This is a genomic window from Campylobacter geochelonis, from assembly GCF_013201685.1.
Lineage (GTDB): Bacteria > Campylobacterota > Campylobacteria > Campylobacterales > Campylobacteraceae > Campylobacter_B > Campylobacter_B geochelonis.
The window spans coordinates 1787653-1804558 of record NZ_CP053844.1; the positions used below are offsets into that span (position 1 = coordinate 1787653).

15 protein-coding genes and 1 pseudogene are annotated in these 16906 nt (G+C 34.0%); 7 read left to right on the forward strand and 9 right to left on the reverse strand.

Features of this window, described 5'->3' with window-relative positions; genetic code table 11:
* Nucleotides 1-75 precede the first annotated feature (75 nt).
* The 3 genes from panC to tilS are packed head-to-tail and all read left to right on the forward strand — an operon-like array spanning nucleotide 76 to nucleotide 3158.
* A complete protein-coding gene (gene panC, locus CGEO_RS08235; RefSeq protein ID WP_075540133.1) occupies nucleotides 76-897 on the forward strand; it encodes a pantoate--beta-alanine ligase in 822 nt (273 codons plus the stop codon).
* 1 nt (nucleotide 898) lies between these two features.
* Nucleotides 899-2200, forward strand: a complete 1302-nt coding sequence (gene rimO / locus CGEO_RS08240; protein ID WP_075531441.1) for a 30S ribosomal protein S12 methylthiotransferase RimO — start codon at nucleotides 899-901, stop codon at nucleotides 2198-2200.
* Entirely contained in the window at nucleotides 2193-3158 is a 966-nt protein-coding gene (gene tilS, locus CGEO_RS08245; RefSeq protein ID WP_075540132.1) for a tRNA lysidine(34) synthetase TilS, read from the forward strand. The genes rimO and tilS overlap by 8 nt, the downstream gene beginning before the upstream one ends.
* Here tilS and CGEO_RS08250 read toward each other — a convergent pair.
* Nucleotides 3155-3937 (reverse strand): DUF8341 domain-containing protein, encoded by a 783-nt coding sequence (locus tag CGEO_RS08250; RefSeq protein ID WP_075540131.1) that lies wholly within the window; start codon nucleotides 3935-3937, stop codon nucleotides 3155-3157. The two genes, tilS and CGEO_RS08250, sit on opposite strands and share 4 nt — an antisense overlap.
* A 148-nt stretch (nucleotides 3938-4085) precedes the next feature.
* Between CGEO_RS08250 and CGEO_RS08255 the strand changes: the two genes are divergently transcribed.
* Nucleotides 4086-4802 carry a nitrous oxide reductase accessory protein NosL gene (locus CGEO_RS08255; RefSeq protein WP_075540130.1) on the forward strand — a complete coding sequence of 239 codons (717 nt, stop codon included), beginning with the start codon at nucleotides 4086-4088 and terminating at the stop codon, nucleotides 4800-4802.
* Between the two features lie 505 nt (nucleotides 4803-5307).
* On the opposite strand, the pseudogene CGEO_RS08260 reads toward CGEO_RS08255, so the two are convergent.
* The 5 genes and pseudogenes from CGEO_RS08260 to CGEO_RS08280 form a co-directional block, all read right to left on the reverse strand.
* A pseudogene (locus CGEO_RS08260) lies at nucleotides 5308-6022 on the reverse strand (IS1595 family transposase).
* 300 nt (nucleotides 6023-6322) lie between these two features.
* The gene (locus tag CGEO_RS08265; protein ID WP_075531444.1) at nucleotides 6323-6979 is read right to left on the reverse strand and encodes a lysophospholipid acyltransferase family protein; all 657 of its coding nucleotides are present in this window, start codon (nucleotides 6977-6979) and stop codon (nucleotides 6323-6325) included.
* Nucleotides 6969-7136, reverse strand: a complete 168-nt coding sequence (locus CGEO_RS08270; RefSeq protein WP_165589833.1) for a hypothetical protein — start codon at nucleotides 7134-7136, stop codon at nucleotides 6969-6971. Before CGEO_RS08270 ends, CGEO_RS08265 begins: the two co-directional genes overlap by 11 nt.
* A gap of 106 nt (nucleotides 7137-7242) precedes the next feature.
* The gene (gene miaB / locus CGEO_RS08275; protein WP_082255645.1) at nucleotides 7243-8538 is read right to left on the reverse strand and encodes a tRNA (N6-isopentenyl adenosine(37)-C2)-methylthiotransferase MiaB; all 1296 of its coding nucleotides are present in this window, start codon (nucleotides 8536-8538) and stop codon (nucleotides 7243-7245) included.
* The gene (locus CGEO_RS08280; protein ID WP_075494569.1) at nucleotides 8535-8777 is read right to left on the reverse strand and encodes an HP0268 family nuclease; all 243 of its coding nucleotides are present in this window, start codon (nucleotides 8775-8777) and stop codon (nucleotides 8535-8537) included. Before CGEO_RS08280 ends, miaB begins: the two co-directional genes overlap by 4 nt.
* A gap of 158 nt (nucleotides 8778-8935) precedes the next feature.
* On the opposite strand from CGEO_RS08280, the gene nusA reads away from it, so the two are divergent.
* Nucleotides 8936-10039 carry a transcription termination factor NusA gene (gene nusA, locus CGEO_RS08285; RefSeq protein ID WP_075494570.1) on the forward strand — a complete coding sequence of 368 codons (1104 nt, stop codon included), beginning with the start codon at nucleotides 8936-8938 and terminating at the stop codon, nucleotides 10037-10039.
* Here nusA and CGEO_RS08290 read toward each other — a convergent pair.
* The 3 genes from CGEO_RS08290 to CGEO_RS08300 all read right to left on the reverse strand — a co-directional run bounded on the left by CGEO_RS08290 (nucleotide 10036) and on the right by CGEO_RS08300 (nucleotide 13452).
* Complete coding sequence (locus CGEO_RS08290; RefSeq protein ID WP_075540251.1) at nucleotides 10036-11658, reverse strand: DNA polymerase III subunit gamma/tau; 1623 nt, start codon at nucleotides 11656-11658, stop codon at nucleotides 10036-10038. The two genes, nusA and CGEO_RS08290, sit on opposite strands and share 4 nt — an antisense overlap.
* 8 nt (nucleotides 11659-11666) lie before the next feature.
* The gene (gene rho, locus CGEO_RS08295; protein WP_075494572.1) at nucleotides 11667-12965 is read right to left on the reverse strand and encodes a transcription termination factor Rho; all 1299 of its coding nucleotides are present in this window, start codon (nucleotides 12963-12965) and stop codon (nucleotides 11667-11669) included.
* A 103-nt stretch (nucleotides 12966-13068) separates the two neighbouring features.
* Nucleotides 13069-13452, reverse strand: coding sequence for a hypothetical protein (locus tag CGEO_RS08300; protein ID WP_075540250.1), 384 nt, complete (start codon nucleotides 13450-13452; stop codon nucleotides 13069-13071).
* A gap of 139 nt (nucleotides 13453-13591) precedes the next feature.
* On the opposite strand from CGEO_RS08300, the gene CGEO_RS08305 reads away from it, so the two are divergent.
* The gene (locus CGEO_RS08305; protein WP_075540249.1) at nucleotides 13592-15982 is read left to right on the forward strand and encodes a heavy metal translocating P-type ATPase; all 2391 of its coding nucleotides are present in this window, start codon (nucleotides 13592-13594) and stop codon (nucleotides 15980-15982) included.
* Nucleotides 15979-16215 (forward strand): cbb3-type cytochrome oxidase assembly protein CcoS, encoded by a 237-nt coding sequence (gene ccoS / locus CGEO_RS08310; protein ID WP_075540248.1) that lies wholly within the window; start codon nucleotides 15979-15981, stop codon nucleotides 16213-16215. Before CGEO_RS08305 ends, ccoS begins: the two co-directional genes overlap by 4 nt.
* The last annotated feature ends 691 nt before the right edge of the window (nucleotides 16216-16906 follow it).

Here is a 16906-nt window from a genome sequence, read left to right on the forward strand (position 1 = left end):
ATAACAAACAGTTGTAAAGACTCTTTTATAAAATTTAAGCTATAATCGCGTAAATTTAGAACTTAGGAAATTTATATGCAAGTTATCACCACAATTTGCGAGCTAAAAGAGCATTTAAAAACGCTTCAAGGCTCCATTGGTTTAGTCCCAACTATGGGTGCTTTACACAAAGGACATATCTCTTTGATAGAAAAATCTGTCAAAGAGAACGATTTTACAGTAGTTTCTGTTTTTGTAAATCCAACGCAGTTTTTGCCAAATGAGGATTTAGATAAATACCCAAGAAACGAAGAAGGCGATAAAAAAGTCTGTGAGCTTTGCAAAGTAGACGTTCTTTTTATGCCACTGGCTAAAGAGATGTATTTTGAAGATGAGCCACTCATCAAAGCGCCAGCAAAAATCGCTTCTATACTCGAAGGCGCTACAAGACCAGGGCATTTTGATGGAGTGCTTAGAGTTTTAAATAAATTTTTTAACATAGTTCGCCCAACTCGTGCGTATTTTGGTAAAAAAGATGCTCAACAAGTAGCAATTGTAAAAAATATAGTTAAAACATTTTTTATGCCTTTAGAGATAGTCCCTTGCGATATCATCAGAGAAGCCGATGGTTTGGCACTTAGCTCACGAAATGTCTACCTTGATGAAGAGCAAAAACTAAGCGCTTTAAAACTCTCTCGCTCCTTGCTTAAAGCTGGAAATTTAATCAAATCTGGCGAAATGGATAGTAATGCCATAAAGCTTGAAATGAAAAAAATCTTAGAGCCTTTAAAGGTCGATTATGTAGCCATTGTCGATAGAGAATTTCGCGAAGTTAGCAAAGTAGAGCTTGAAAACACTATCATCTTAGTAGCAGCTTATGTTGGCAACACAAGATTAATCGATAATATCTGGGTTTAACATGCAAAAATTATATCTTTTATCCTTAGGCTGTAATAAAAATTTAGTCGATAGCGAAATCATGCTAGGCAGACTCTCAAACTACCAAGTAGTAGATAAACCAGATGATGCCGATGTGATGATAGTAAACACTTGTGGCTTTATCGCTTCGGCTAAAGAAGAGAGCATTAGAGCCATACTTGAACTAGCACAACATAAAAAAGAAAATGGCGTTTTAGTCGTAACTGGCTGTTTAATGCAAAGATATCGCGATGAACTTATGAAAGAATTGCCTGAAGTTGATATCTTTTCTGGGGTTGGGGATTATGATAAAATTGATGAGATGATACTTAAAAAACAAAATCTTTTCTCACCCAAAACTTATCTTCAAAAAAACACTTCAAGAGTTATAACCGGCTCAAACTATCACGCTTATATCAAGCTTTCTGAGGGTTGTAACCAAAAATGTAGCTTTTGTGCTATACCAACTTTTAAAGGAAAACTTCAAAGTAGAAGCGTAGAAGATATCGCTAAAGAGGTTGAAGAGCTGGTGCAAAAAGGATACTATGACTTTAGCTTTATATCGCAAGATAGTAGTAGCTTTGGCAAAGACTTTGGCGCTAAAGATGGGCTAGTTGAGTTGATTGAAAGAATCGAGCAAATCGGTGGGGTTAAATTTGCAAGAATTTTATACCTTTATCCAACTACGACTTCAAACGAGCTAATCAAGCGGATAATAGACTCAAAAGTCTTTTTAAACTACTTTGATATGCCGATTCAACACATAAGCGACCATATGCTAAAAGTGATGAAAAGAGGAGCTGCAAAAGCTCGCATAATGGAGCTTTTAAACTTGATGAGAGAAGCAAAAGACTCATTTTTAAGAAGTGGTTTTATAGTCGGACATCCAGGAGAGCGTGATGAGGACTTTAACGAACTTTGCGAGTTTTTACAAGAGTTTAAATTTGATAGAATTTCAGTCTTTGCATACTCTAAAGAAGAGGATACAGCGAGTTTTTCTATGGAGCAACTTCCTCCAAAAACAGTTACTAAAAGGCTAAATTTAATCGAAAAAATAGTAAAAAAAGCGATAAATCAAAGCTTTGAAAACGAAGTTGGAAAAACAGTACTTTGTCAAATAGATGGCATAAGCAGCGAGGGCGAGATGTTTTTTGGCGCTAAAGAGGCGTTGTGGGATAAAGATATCGATGGGGAAATTTTGATAAATGATAGCGAGGTTAAAAATTTAGAAGTTGGCAAAACCTACAAGTGCCACATCAGCGAATTTAGCGGTGAAAAACTCATAGGAGAGATAGTTGCTTAACCAACAAGCGCTAGATGCACTAAAGGGCAAAAAAGCCCTTTTAGCCTTTTCTTATGGGGTTGATAGCACTGCGCTTTTTTATCTTTTAGAAGAAAAAGGCGTCGAGTTTGACTTAGCACTAGTAAATTATAACTCAAGAAAAAACTCACTAACCGAAGAGCTTGAAGCTAGGAGCTTAGCGGCTAAATTTAACAAGCAAATTTATATAAAAAGCTTAAATTTAAGCCTACAAAACTCATCAAATTTTGAAAAAACAGCGCGCGATTTAAGATATCAGTTTTTTGATGAAATTTGCTTAGAGTTTAGCTACACTCATCTTATAACCGCTCATCAGCTAAATGACTTGTTTGAGTGGTTTTTAATGCGTTTTTCAAAAGGCTCTGGGCTAGTAAATTTAGTCGGTATGAGCGTGGTTGATAAAAGACAAAACTACACCATAGTTCGCCCGCTTTTAGACACTTCAAAAGATGAGATAAAGGCATTCTTACATAGCCAAAAGCTAAAATACTTCATCGACAGTTCAAACTCAAACACCAAATTTGAAAGAAACTTTATAAGAGAGAGTTTTAGCGATAAATTTGTGGCTAAATTTAGCAGTGGAGTTAAAAAAAGTTTTGAGTTTTTAAGAAGCGAAAAGGATATTTTAGAAGGCGAGTTTATATATCAAGACTCGGAGTTTTTTATCGTAAAAAATAGTCCAAATGCGATGAATTTAATAGACAAAGCGGCTAAAAAATTTGGCGTTGTCATGAGCCAAAAACAGCGTCTTGAAGCTAAAAAAGAGTGCGTTATAAGTGCTAAATTTAGTATCTCTTACACAAAAGATAGAGTTTTTATAGCACCATATATAACGCCCGTGATGACAAAAAAGTTCAAAGAAACTTGCAGAGTCAAAAAAGTCCCAAAACTACTTCGTGGATATATATCAACAAGGCAAAAGCTGCTTGAGTTTTTCTAGCTATTTTCTTTAATATTTATTTTATTTATCAAATCAATCATATTTATAGGAACAACGCTTGTTTTGATAAAAATTCTAGTAAATATATAATATCCAACCTCTGCACTTAGGCTATCTTCATCATAAATATATATGTTTTCTATAAATTCATCGCTATCTTGATAAATTTTAATTATATTTTGTTTAAAAATTTGACAAAGTATTTCATCGGTATCATCTACTGCAAAATCAACACTTTTTGCTTTTACAAGCTCATCTAGTTGAGCGGAAAAATCAAGCATTTTTGAAAAGAAAATTTTATCTTTATTTGCCACTATCACAGCCGCATTATCATCAAATTTAAGCACAAACATCGATGTGCCTTTAAAATCTTGATTTTTATATAAAAAATATAGCATTTTAAAAGCGTTCATAAATTCGTTTACATTTACGCCAACAACTTCTTGCGTTTTTTCAATGTCTGTTTTAGCGCAGTATGCTATAACATCATCATCTATTTCTTGAACTACTATATCATCATCTAAATTTACATCATCATCAAGCAGACCTTGGTTAGACGAAGTTAAAAGAACCGATACAAAGCCTTTTTTGTTATCAGTTTGCCTTAGAAAAAGAGAAATTTTTTCAGATAAATCAGTGGTATTTTTCAAAGATATCTTTTCTTCTGCCTCTCTGACAACCGTTTTTTGAAAGCTAAGTTCCCTAAAGTAAATTTTACAAACCTCATTATTTAAAAAAATACTATAAAACATGCTTGGAGATTTTTTAAAAAGACTCATTATTAAACCTTTGATTAAAATTATATTATTCTATCAAATTTATTCTTAAAAACTAAGGTTATAAGTTTATTTGCCTTTAATTTAAGTTCTTATATAATTAAATTAGTTTTCAATCCGCTTTTAACACAAATTTCGCAAAGGAGTTTTTATGCAAAACAGAAGAAATTTTATCAAAAAAGCCTCCGCTTTAATGGCGCTTGGCGTTACCTCAAACCTAAGTTTTAACACATCATTGTTTGCAATGCCTATGAAAATGGACTTTAGAGCAGTCAAAAAAGATGAAATGATTATTTTACAAGATGGCGATAGCAAGGATTTTTGTCAAGTTTGCGGTATGTCACTTCAGATGTTTTACCGCACAAACCACGCTGCAACGGTAGATAACGAGCTTCATCAGTACTGCTCTATACACTGTATGTTTCAAGAAGCGATGATGAAAAAATCCACTCCAAAAGAGCCAAAAGCAGTTGATAACACATCGCTAAAATTTATAAATGCAAACGAATCTTTTTATGTTTATGGCTCAAGCAAACCTGCAACCATGGCATCAGTTAGCTCATACGCCTTTGCTACAAAAGAAGAAGCTAGTAAATTTTGTGATGAATTTGGCGGAGAAGTTTTAACTTACGCTCAAATTTCAGAAAAAACAGAGCAAAATTTAGAAAACGATATCAAACTCATAGATAAAAGGCAGATGATGGCTGCTAAAAAAGGCGAGGAAATTTACAAAGCAACTTGCGCTAAAATCGATGCTAAGTTCAAAAGCCCAGCACAAGCTAAAGCATATCTTATAAAGCACAAACCGTGTGGAGAGCTTAGTCAAATGGAGCTTTCACAAGTCGCGCACTACCTAAATAGACGCTAAATTTAGGGTTTGGGTTTTAAAAATTTGGTAAAAGTTGCCAAATTTTTTGCTCTAAATTTAGAATTTTTTTGAAATGTAGTTGAATTTATCTAAATTTGGCTACATTTATTCAAATTTATTTTTTTGAGTAGATTTATAAAATTTGCTCAATTTATTTTATAACTTGCAAATTTTTAATTAAATTTTATTTACACATATGAGTTGCGACTAAGCGGCTTGAAAAGTATTATTTTAGATAAAAGTGATAGCCAAAGTTGGTTTTAAAAAATAGTGATTTTAATTTTCACAAACAAAAATGTTAAATTTATAGAGTTAGCACAACCAATTTTATTAAGCATATTTTATCGAACTTATCTCATCTAAGCAAAATCATCAACAGTTTTATAAGAGATATCCATCTAAAATAGTTTCATTTAAGTTATATTTTTATAATCAAAATTTTATCTATATTAAATTTATAATAACAATTTATATAAATATAGAACAAAGCATATTTAAATATAGCTCAAAACAAGTTAAGCGGATTTTCTCTTATCAATTTGAGTAAAATTTGATATAAGTTTTCTCTGTTATTAAACCTAAATTCACACTCTTTTAAGTGCAATATAAAATTATCTTTTTTATGCCTTTAAATTTACTTAACCTATGCTTTGCATAACCCCAGAAATTCTCTATACCATTTATGTAATTTTACCATTAGCGAATTCATTTTTGCAGTGTTTTACACGGTAATGAGCTTTTGCTCCATAATCCACTAAACCATCATAAGCTCTGCAACTATCAGAGTAAATAATACTCTCATTTAGCTCACTAAACTCTCTTAATATTGACACTAGCTCACTTGCACTGCAGTTTTTAACTACTTGTGTATAGCTTACCATCTTGTTTTAACATACCAAATACTAGTTGTTTATTAGCTGCACCTATGCCTCTTTTGCCTCTTACTCTTTTAGCTCCTTCTGTTTACAGTTACAAGCAAAGCGAAGTAAAAAGTAGCTTTCATCTATTTCTATCTCGCCATCAAATTTAGAAATTTTCTCGCATTCTTGTGCCATTAAAATTCTTATCTCTTTTAGAATTTTATTGATAGAATTTCTAGAAATATTACAAATTTCAGCTATCTTTACAGCTTCTAAATCAAGGCAAAAATACTTGAGAATTTCACGAAATTTCTTTTCAGAAATTAGGAAACGGTATATGTATTTGTTTTTCATCGACAGCATAGTAGTTAAAAACCCCTTTAAAAGTTTTTAATTTGTCTTGAGCTTAAATTTAATTATAAATTTATTTTACAGATACTTTGCGCTTGTGATTAAATTATAGCGCTTTATAAAATATACAAGCTAAAAAACTGGTTAAAATATACTAAAAACATATAAAATTATTTTAAAGAAATTGGAAAAATTTGCATTTATTTTACTAAATTTAGTAATATTTTATTTTTATATTTTTAAGTGTTAAAATATATTTAAGTTTTTAAATGATAATTTTAGATTAGAAAGTTTTTAAATTTACACCATTTAGCTAAATTTACTATCTATTTTTGCAGCCTCAAAAAGTTCATTTTGGATTTTGCTTTTAGCACTTTCAAGTTCTAAATCACGCACCGAAAACGGAGCACTTAAACTAAAGTTTATCGCAGAAAATGGCTTTGGAAGTATCATACCATCCCAGCTTTTAAACTGCCAAAAGCGACTCGCCTCGTAATTTAGAGTATAAATATCAAGCTCTTTTTTTTGCGCTATAACAACCGCACCATCAGCCACGCTGTGTCTTGGACCTCGTGGGCCATCTGGCGTGATGATGACATCAACGCCGTTTTTTATCTCAGTAAACGCATTTATCAAAGCCCTTGCGCCACCTTTTGAACTACTTCCTCTAATCGCGCCGATTCCAAAGTGACTTATAACTCGCGTGATTATCTCGCCATCTTTGTGATCGCTTATGATAACTTTGCCACGTTTTTGCCCACTATGCGCCTTTTTCCACCAGTGACGATACGCAAAACTCATCATAGCCAAACGTCCATGCCAAAAGACAACGACACAAGGGGATTTCGGCAAATTCGTTGGGGTGAAATTTTTCTTACAAGTTAGATAAATCAGCCAAATACAGACAAGTATAACCCACTCAGCCACCTTAAGCAAAACTCTTTTTTTAAGCGGTTTATCTTGCATGGCTTTTTCCATTATAAAATGTCGCTAAATTTAGGTTTTTAAAAAAAATGCCGGATTTAAAAGCAACCGAATTTAGCCATTTAGCAGTTGTGAATTTACAACTTTTCAAAGCAAAAAGGCTAAGTAAAATTTGGTTTTTAAAACTAATATCTTGCAAGATTTATCCTAAATTTGATAACTTAATTCGCCTAGCCAAATTTGATAAGCAAAATGCAAAGTTAAAACCGCCAAACCAGCTAAACCCAGAGCTAAAATTTCTAAACTTAAACAAGTTGTCCATAAAGCACCATTCGCTTGGCTTCATTGATTTTCACTTTTCTAGTTGTGCCTAAAAGCTCTTCGCTTCCATTAACTTGAACCAAAAAGTTGCTAAAGCTTCGCCCAGCCACAGCGCCATTTGCGCGCAGTTCTTCAAAATACACATCAAAAATTTCGCCCTCTTGCTTAAGCACAATTTCATCTAAAATTTCGCTATGTCTGTTTTGCAAAGCACTAAGTCTAGCACTTGCTACCTCATCATCAATCAAAGTTAAATTAGCCGCTGGAGTAAGCGGTCGTGGGCTAAATTTAAAAGAAAAAATTTGCTCAAATCTAACTTTTTCTAGCACGTCCATCGTATCAGCAAAGTCCTCTTCGCTCTCACTTGGATAAGCCACTATGATATCTGTGCTTATGTTTACTTGTGGGCACATTTGGCGAAGTTTTAAAGCACGGTCTAAAAACCACTCTTTTGTATAGCCTCGTTTCATATCACGAAGCACTTTAGTCGAGCCGCTTTGAAGTGGCATATGCATGGATTTGCAAATTTTTGGGTTATTTACAAAAACTTCAAGAAATTTATCATCCATATGCAAAGGGTGCGGGCTAGTGAAGCGAATTCGCTCGACTTCTTTTATATCGCTTATCTTAACTAGTAAGTCGCTAAAGTCCATTTTCTCGTGAGAATTTGAAAAGCGTTTGCCATAGTTGTTTACATTTTGTCCTAGTAAAAATATCTCTTTAGCGCCATTTTTTGCAGCTTTTTCAACCTCTTTTAAAATAAGCTCACTTGGTATACTTATCTCATCGCCTCTAGTTTGCGGAACGATACAATAGGTGCATTTTTTATCACAACCTATCATGATATTTATATGAGATTTATAAGGTGAACTTCTAAATTCACCAAAAGCATACTCGCTCTCATCGAAATTTATATCTGTGCTTATAAATTTTGGAGTATTTACTGCGGTTGTGATTTTAGAAACATTTCTTGCGCCAAGCACGAAGTCTACATATGGCGCTCGTTTAAAAATCTCATCTCCTAAATGGCTAGCCGTGCAGCCGCACACGCCAATTTTTGCTCCACTTTTTTTATGTTTAAAAAAGCTTCCAACTTCGCTAAAAAGCTTGTGAACTGGCTTTTCTCTAACTGAGCAAGTATTTATCAAAATCAAGTCGGCATCGGAAATTTCATCTGTAAGTTCATAATCATCAGTTTTTTTAAGCTCTGCGATGATATGCTCACTATCACGCACATTCATCGCACAGCCAAGAGTTTGTATAAAAAGCCGTTTGCTCAAAGGATATGAACCTCATACATATACTCATTATCATCAAGACCGTATTTAACGGTGCGATGATAGACGCTTAGACCTTTTTTTTCAAAAAATTCAATCAAGGCAATCAAATCTTTATGAGAATTTTCTCTATCAAAATAGTAAATTTTTTGCCCACTTTTTTCTAAATCTTCTTCGATTTTCTCTATTGCTATGTTTTTTGGTGCTTTATCAAGCTCAGTTCGCGCTAACTTTAACTCCATTTTTAATCCTTTGCCTTTTTTTGAATTTGTGATTATAGCAAAAATTATGTAAAATCTGGATTAAACAAAATAAAAGAGTAAAAATAGTATAATGCCAACATCTCGTAATTATAAATCCAAATGGTTTATCATTGTCAAATTTAAAATAAGGAAAAGTAATGGAAAAGATTAGCGATATCATCGAATCCATCGCAAACGAAAAAGGGCTAGAAATCGAAGAAGTAAAAGAAAGAGTCATAAGAGCGTTTATAAATTCAGCTAAAAAACTCTTTGGTGAGGACTATGAGTATGAAGCGGTTTTAGACGCTAGTTCAAAAAACATCAAGCTTTTTCAAAAAATTCTTGTAGTTGCAAACGATGATGAAAGAGTTCATGAAGGCGAACATATCATTAATATAAGCAAGGCAAAAGAGATTGATAGTGGTATAGAAATCGGCGATGAGCTTAGCTATGATATAAATTTAGAAAATTTAGGGCGAACTGCATCTGAGACTCTATCTCGCGAGCTAAACTACCACATACAACGCCTTTTAGAAGAAAAACTTTTTGAGAAATACAACAGCAAGGTTGGGACTTTGGTTTTTGGAACAGTTACTCATGTTGATTCTGATGAGACAACTTTTGTTGAGATTGATGACTTAAAAGCCTTTATGCCACGAAAAAATAGAATAAAAGATGAGAAATTTAAAGTCGGCGATATCGCAAGAGCTGTTATTAGACGCGTTTTTGTCGATAAAAGTCAAGGGATTAAAATTGAAATTTCAAGAACATCTCCAAAATTTCTTGAAGCTATGCTTGAGGTTCAAGTTCCTGAGATTAAAGATGGAAATGTCATCATAAAATCATGTGCTAGAATTCCTGGAAAACGCGCTAAAGTCGCTCTTCTTGCGCTTTCTCCAAATGTCGATCCAGTAGGAGCTACCGTTGGAACAAAAGGCGTTAGAATAAATGCAGTAAGCAAAGAGCTTAAAAACGAAAACATAGATGCGATTGAGTACTCAAGCCAACCAGAGCTTATGGTATCTCGCGCTATCGCCCCAGCAATCGTAAATGCAGTTAAAGTAAATGGCAAAAAAGCAACCATTTATATAAACAGTGAGCAAAAAAGCAAGGCAATTGGAAAAGATGGTATAAATATCCGCTTAGCTTCGATGCTAACTGGTTATGAAATCGAACTTGTTGAGTCAAAAACAGCAGATGAGAGAAATGGCGAAACAAGCTTGGCTGTAAAAGATCTAAAATCTTTGTTTGGAGATATTTAGTTATCCTCTACTTTAGGAGCTCCAAAAAGCTTTTCGAGCTCCTTTAAAACACTCTCTTCTTTTGACTCTTTTACAAATGAGTTTGAGTTTTTAAGCTCGTTAAAAAGCTCACTGCTCTTTTTTTTTAAGTCCACACCCCTATCCTCACTTATAAGAACATTTAGCTTATCAAGATTTTGCATATCTTTATCTAAATTTATACTTACATCTTTTGTGGGTTCGCTTGCGTTCTCTTCTTTTGGTGGGTCGATTTTTATCTTTGTATCTTGGTTGAAAGTGGCTTTTAAAACACTCATTATCGCTTTAGATGCGCCACGCAAAAGCTCCTTGTTTGCACCTTTTGCATGAGAGATAACAAAAAGAGTGTTATCTTGAAATTTGATAAATTCAATATCTTTTTTAAAGCACTCTCCCAAATCAAAATCCCTATCATAAATGCCACTTAAGAATTTATCATATGGGCTTATTTTTATGCTATCTAACGGTGCGATAACTGCTTTTATGCTATCTTGCTCTTTTTGGTTGTTAGATTTTGCTACGTTTTGGCTATCTGTATCGGCCGAATTTAGACTTTTTGCACTTTCTATGATATCATCAATGCTTCTTAAATTCACTGCCTCCATCATCAAAAACAGCGTCATAGCCAAAGCAAATCCACTATCAGCGCCTACGAAAAGCATTCCTTTAGCTTCACTTAAAATTCTAAAAAACCTCTCATACATCAAAAGGCTAAATTTAGGCTCTTTGGCTAAAAAACGGTTTTTGATATTTGCTATCATCTCATCGATGATTGTCTCTGGATCGTAGTTTTCAAGCTCTTTAATTACTACAATCGCCCTATCTCTATCTTGTTTTAGCACGATATCTAAAATTTCATCTATTTTTGAAGGATCAAGAAGTCCAAGCATAGAAGCAACTGCGCTTTGTGTTATGTTTTCGCTTGAAAAAATTATCGCTTGATCAAGCAATGTTATGCTATCTCTAAGTGAACCAGAACCGCTTCTAGCGATAATCTCAAGAGCTGGAGTTTCATACTGTATGCCCTCGTTTTCTAAGATATAAGCAAGATGTTTTATAACCATATTTTTAGCAATCGGTTTAAAACGAAAGTGTTGGGTTCTTGAAAGCACCGTTACAGGAAGCTTTAGCGGATCTGTTGTCGCAAGGATAAATTTAACATACTCTGGCGGCTCTTCAAGCGTTTTTAAAAGAGCGTTAAACGCCTCTTTTGTTAGCATATGAACCTCATCGATGATAAAAATTTTATATCTTGCAACAGCTGGTGCGTATTTAGTCTGTTCTATCAAGTCTCTTATATCATCGATTTTACGGTGGCTTGCGCCATCCATTTCTATGATATCGATGTGTCTTGACTCATTTGCCATTTTACAGTTTGCACAGACTTCGCACGGCTTACTAGTTGGTCCATGCTCACAAACTAAAGCCTTAGCAAAAATCCTAGCACTTGAAGTTTTACCACTTCCTCTAAGCCCACTAAAAAGGTAAGCATGACTTAATCTTTTGCTATCGAGCGCGTGAGATAGGCTTTTTGAAACGCTTTCTTGTCCGATAAGCTCTTCATAATTTTTTGGTCTATATTTTAGTGCTAAAGCTTGCAAATTTTATCCTACTCGTTCATGATAGAAAGAAGTTCTTCGTTGTTTTTAGTTTTTAGCATTTTTGAGTATAAAAATTTAAGTGCTTCAACATCATCCATCGTCGCAATCGCCGAACGAAGCGCCCAAATTTTTTGTAGATTATCAGGTCCTTGAAGCAACTCTTCTTTTCTAGTTCCGCTTTTTAAGATGTTTATCGCTGGATAAATTCGCCTATCGCTAATGTTTCTATCAAGCACGATTTCGCTGTTTCCAGTGCCTTTAAACTCTTCAAAAATCACCTCATCCATTCTTGAGCCAGTTTCGATTAACGCAGTTGCAACGATAGTCAAGCTTCCGCCATTTTCGATATTTCTAGCTGCACCAAAAAAGCGTTTTGGTTTATGAAGCGCATTTGCATCAACGCCACCACTTAGCACTTTGCCGCTGCTTGGAGTTACTGTGTTATACGCTCTTGCTAGTCTTGTTATACTATCAAGTAAAATCACAACATCTTTTCCCATCTCAACAGATCTTTTTGCCTTTTCTATGACTAGCTCTGCAACCCTAACATGGTTAAGCGCTGGTTGGTCAAAAGTTGAGCTAAACACCTCGCCCTTAACGCTTCTTTGCATATCAGTAACCTCTTCAGGTCTTTCATCAACTAGCAAAACCAAAAGTTGAACTTCTGGGTGATTTCGCGCGATTCCATGAGCTAACTCTTTCATTATTTCTGTTTTACCACTTCGTGGAGGAGCAACTATCAGCCCACGCTGTCCCTTTCCAATCGGCGTAAAAAGATCTAGCACTCTTCCAGTTAAATGCGTTGCATCATACTCTAGCTTTAGTTTTTGTGTTGGAAAAAGTGGAGTTAAGTTATCAAAAAGTGGTCTTTCTTTTGCCTCTTGAATGGTTTTATAGTTAATCGCTTCGATTTTTAAAAGCGCGTAGTATTTTTCTTGATCTTTTGGCTCTCTAACTTGTCCAGTTACGATATCTCCAACACGAAGGGCAAATTTGCGAATTTGAGATAAGCTTACATAAGCATCATTTACGCTATCGCTTAAATTTGAGTCAATCCCTCTTAAAAAGCCATATCCGTCGTTTGTAATCTCTAAAATACCGGTAAATAGTATAAAGCCGCCTTGTTTGGTTTGAGTTTTAAGTATCTCAAAAACAAGCTCTTGACGGCGAAATTCACGCGGGTTTTCAACGCCCATATCAAGTGCGATTTTAACAAGCGAATCGAGATCTAGCGTTCTAAGCTCTTCTATTTTGTGCCCATCAACTGGAACATGAGTTCTTGTGTGTTGTTTTTTGTTGTTTTCCATCTATCCTCTTTGTAAATTTGGAAATTTATGTAGATTTTTCAATAATTTGAAGTTGTTTAGATAGCATTTTAGTAGAATTTAACTTATCTGTCAATATAAAATTTTACACAACGCCCATAAAAAATAACAAAGCAGCGCCTAATGATAAGAGCGCTCTTTGCCATAAAGTTATCCTAATATCGCCATTTAATAGCATTTTCAGCTCATCATTTAGCTCATCTTTTACTATCTTGTCTGATAGATAAATTTTATAAGCACTATCAAGAGCGTAAAAAAGGTACAAAAAGATGATTATCGTGCTTTGTAAATTTAGTCCAAACACGCAAAATGTTAAAAATATAAAGTTAAATTGAGTCAGCAAAAAAAACGCTTTGCTTTTTGCCCACCTGCGTGCGTATCCAAAAACAAGCTCTTTAAAACTAGTGCTTGGGTTTAAAACCATATCGCAAATTTCAAAAAGTAAAAATAGTATCGCTAAAGCGCCCATAAAAATCCTATTTAAATTTATCTAGCATTATATCATAAGCTAAATTTTATATCGCTAAGTATCCTAAAATGGGAATTAACGTTTTTTTTAGGATATTATTATAAAATAACCATAAATATAAATCTGAAAGAAAAATGTAATGTCAAAAGAGAAATGCTCCCATTGCCAACTAAGTTTTGAAAAAGATGCGCTAATAGATGATGAATTTGGTAATAAATTCTGCTGTAACGGCTGCAAACAGGTCTTTTATCTTTTAAAAAACGAAGGGCTTGATGATTTTTACAAAAAACTTGGAAAAAATACACTAAATCCAGCTTCAAATTTAAAAGAAATTTCAGATGAAACCGCGCGAAGTATTTATAAAAACTATGTCAAACAAAATAGCGATGGATTTAACGAAATTTACATCATCATCGAAGGAATCCACTGCGCGGCTTGTATCTGGCTAAATCAAAAAGTTTTATTTAACGCAAAAGGCGTCATAGAAGCTGAAATCAATGCTTCAACCAACAAAGCCAAAATCGTCTGGGATGAAAGCGAGATAAATTTAGCTGAAATTTTTAACATCATTCAAAGCATTGGTTACAACCCATATCCTTACGATCCCGTTCGCTCGCAAACTCGCTCTGATGCTAAACGGCGCGATTTTTACGCTAGGCTTTTAGTTGGCATTTTTGCTACGATGAATATCATGTGGATAGCAGTTGCTTTGTATAGTGGGTATTTTAGTGGAATGGATGAGAGCATAAAAGATGTGCTTCACTTTGCTGAGTTTGTTTTAGCAACTCCGGTGCTTTTTTATACCGGAAATGTCTTTTTAAAAGGGGCGATAACTGCAGTTAAAACCAAAATGCCGAATATGGATTTGCTAATCTTTTCAGGCGCCACGCTTACTTATATATACTCGCTTTATGCGATGTTTTCGCGCTCTGGCGAGGTGTATTTCGACTCGGTTTGTATGATTATAACCTTTGTTTTTATAGGAAAATACCTCGAAGTTATCAGCCAAAAAAAGGCAGTTGATAGCCTTGATGCTTTATCAAATTTGGTTATAAAAGAGATTCAAGTAAAAAATGGCGATAAATTTGAACTAAAAAGCGCAAATAGCGTTAAAATCGGCGATGTTATCTTAGTAAATAGCGGCGAAATGGTGCTAATCGATGGCAAGATTATAAGTGGAGATGGAAGCTTTGATTATGCGAGTTTAAGTGGCGAGAGCATTCCGGTTTTTAAACAAAATGGCGATGAGATAAGCTCTGGAGCGATTTGCCTTGATGGGCGAGTCGAGTATATGGCACAATGCGATTTTCAAAGTTCAATTTTAAGTAAAATCATAAATTTACTCGAAAATGCTTCGTTTAAAAAACCACAAATCGAAAAAACGGTAAATAAAATCTCAGGATATTTTTCACTTATCATACTTTCTCTTGCTTTGCTTACCTTTTTAGCGTGGTTTGGGCTTGATTTTGGTTTTGAAAAAGCTTTGATTGTCGCAGTTTCTGTTATCATCGTTGCTTGTCCTTGCGCACTTGGTCTTGCAACTCCAGTGGCTACGCTTGTTGGGCTTAGTACAGGGCTTAAAAAAGGAATTATTTACAAAGAGACAAAAATCATCGAAAGCATGGCAAAGTGCGACACAATCGTGTTTGATAAAACAGGGACTTTAACAAAAGCAAAACTTAAGGTTGTAAATAGCGAATTTTACACCAAATTTGATATAAATTTATTAGCAAATTTGCTAAAAAGCTCAAACCATCCAGTTAGTGTAGCTGTGTTTGAACACATTAATCACGACTATAAGTCGCTAAATTTAAGTGAGTTTGAAAACATACAAGCAAAAGGAGTTAGCGCTAAATTTAGCAATACCCACTTAAGAGGCGGAAGCTATAAATTTATGCAAGAACTTGGCTTAAAATGCCCAAATAGCGATATGACAAGCTATTTTTTCGCTATAGATGATGAAGTCGTGGCTAAGTTTGAGTTAGAAGATATTTTGCGAGATGAGGCTAAAGATGTGGTGTTAAATTTAGCAAATCAAGGCTTTGAAATTTATATCCTAAGTGGCGATAACGAAAAAGTGGTAAAAAAGATAGCAAATGAGCTTAATATCACAAATTTCGTAGCAAACTCTCTACCATCTAGCAAGGCAGAATTCGTTCAAAACCTAAGTAAAAATGGTAAAAATGTCATCATGGTAGGCGATGGTATAAACGACTCAGTTGCACTAAGCGTGGCGACTGTTGGCATAAGTTTTGGAAGTGGCGCGAGTGTGAGCGTGGATAAAAGCGATGTGATTTTAGTAAATGAAAATTTAACAAAACTCTATGAGGCGATTTTAATCTCAAAAGCAACGCTTAAGACAATTAAACAAAATTTAGCTTTATCTATTCTTTATAACATTATCGCCATACCGCTTGCGATGTTGGGCTTCATAATACCGCTATTTGCGGCACTTTTCATGAGCTTAAGCTCGATTAGCGTTGTCTTAAATAGCTTAAAAATTAAAAATATCTTTAAAGGAAACAGATGAGTACTATACTAACTATAATGCTTGTTGTATCGATTTTCATGGGTCTTATAGGGCTTTTTGGGCTTCTTTGGGGGCTTAAGACTAGGCAGTTTGAGGACTACTCAAAGTTTCTTGATGGGACAAAATTTGATAGTGAAGATGCACTAAATGACGCTTATAAAATGGAGCAAAAGAAAAAAGAGGCTCTTAAAAAAAGAGAAGATAAAAATAGTGGTTATAGACCGCCTGATTAGGCTAAATTTATAAAATTTAGATAATTTTAAAAAAGGTTTTAGAAATCTTTTTTAAATTTTAAATCTTTTAAGCCTTAAATTTATGGTAAAAATTTATATCACTTTTTAGATAAATACAATCAGAATATAGCTAAATTCAAGCCATATGATGGATAGAAAATAAGTTTTTATAATGAAAGTGTTAAAATTTATAGTTGATTTAGAATTTGATAAAATAGTTTTGAATTTATAAATTTGCGCTAGTAGTTTGATTTAAAATTTATATATAAAACAACTCGTGCGGCGGTGGCGGTTTTAGCCACTAAAAGCGCTTCAAATTTATATACACAAAAATAACAGGCCTTAGACTTTTAAAGTTTCTACTATAGTCTCTTCTGGACGCTTGTTTTGCGCATAATACAACAAGCCTTAGACTCTTTAGTCTGCTAAAAGTATAAGCAGAAATATTAACTCACTCAACAAGTAAAATAGCAAGAGTTAAAGAGCAAATTTACTTAGTATTAGCCAAATTTATTTAACAAAACTGGTAATAAATTTAATTTCGCCGATTTAACAAAACCATCAAATAATAAAGTTTGAAAAATGTCAAATTAAAAGCTAAATTTTTATAATTAAATTAATCATTTTTATATTCTAAACAACCATTATACTGAAGTAAAATTTCATAAATTTACCATTTTCATATGTTTGC

Excerpts from the sequence above, each read along its gene's own strand:
- panC (WP_075540133.1), top strand. The coding sequence starts at position 76 with ATGCAAGTTATCACCACAATTTGCGAGCTAAAAGAGCATTTAAAAACG.
- rimO (WP_075531441.1), top strand. The coding sequence starts at position 899 with ATGCAAAAATTATATCTTTTATCCTTAGGCTGTAATAAAAATTTAGTC.
- CGEO_RS08250 (WP_075540131.1), bottom strand. The coding sequence starts at position 3,937 with ATGAGTCTTTTTAAAAAATCTCCAAGCATGTTTTATAGTATTTTTTTA.
- CGEO_RS08255 (WP_075540130.1), top strand. The coding sequence starts at position 4,086 with ATGCAAAACAGAAGAAATTTTATCAAAAAAGCCTCCGCTTTAATGGCG.
- CGEO_RS08265 (WP_075531444.1), bottom strand. The coding sequence starts at position 6,979 with ATGCAAGATAAACCGCTTAAAAAAAGAGTTTTGCTTAAGGTGGCTGAG.
- CGEO_RS08280 (WP_075494569.1), bottom strand. The coding sequence starts at position 8,777 with ATGGAGTTAAAGTTAGCGCGAACTGAGCTTGATAAAGCACCAAAAAAC.
- nusA (WP_075494570.1), top strand. The coding sequence starts at position 8,936 with ATGGAAAAGATTAGCGATATCATCGAATCCATCGCAAACGAAAAAGGG.
- rho (WP_075494572.1), bottom strand. The coding sequence starts at position 12,965 with ATGGAAAACAACAAAAAACAACACACAAGAACTCATGTTCCAGTTGAT.
- CGEO_RS08300 (WP_075540250.1), bottom strand. The coding sequence starts at position 13,452 with ATGGGCGCTTTAGCGATACTATTTTTACTTTTTGAAATTTGCGATATG.
- CGEO_RS08305 (WP_075540249.1), top strand. The coding sequence starts at position 13,592 with ATGTCAAAAGAGAAATGCTCCCATTGCCAACTAAGTTTTGAAAAAGAT.
- ccoS (WP_075540248.1), top strand. The coding sequence starts at position 15,979 with ATGAGTACTATACTAACTATAATGCTTGTTGTATCGATTTTCATGGGT.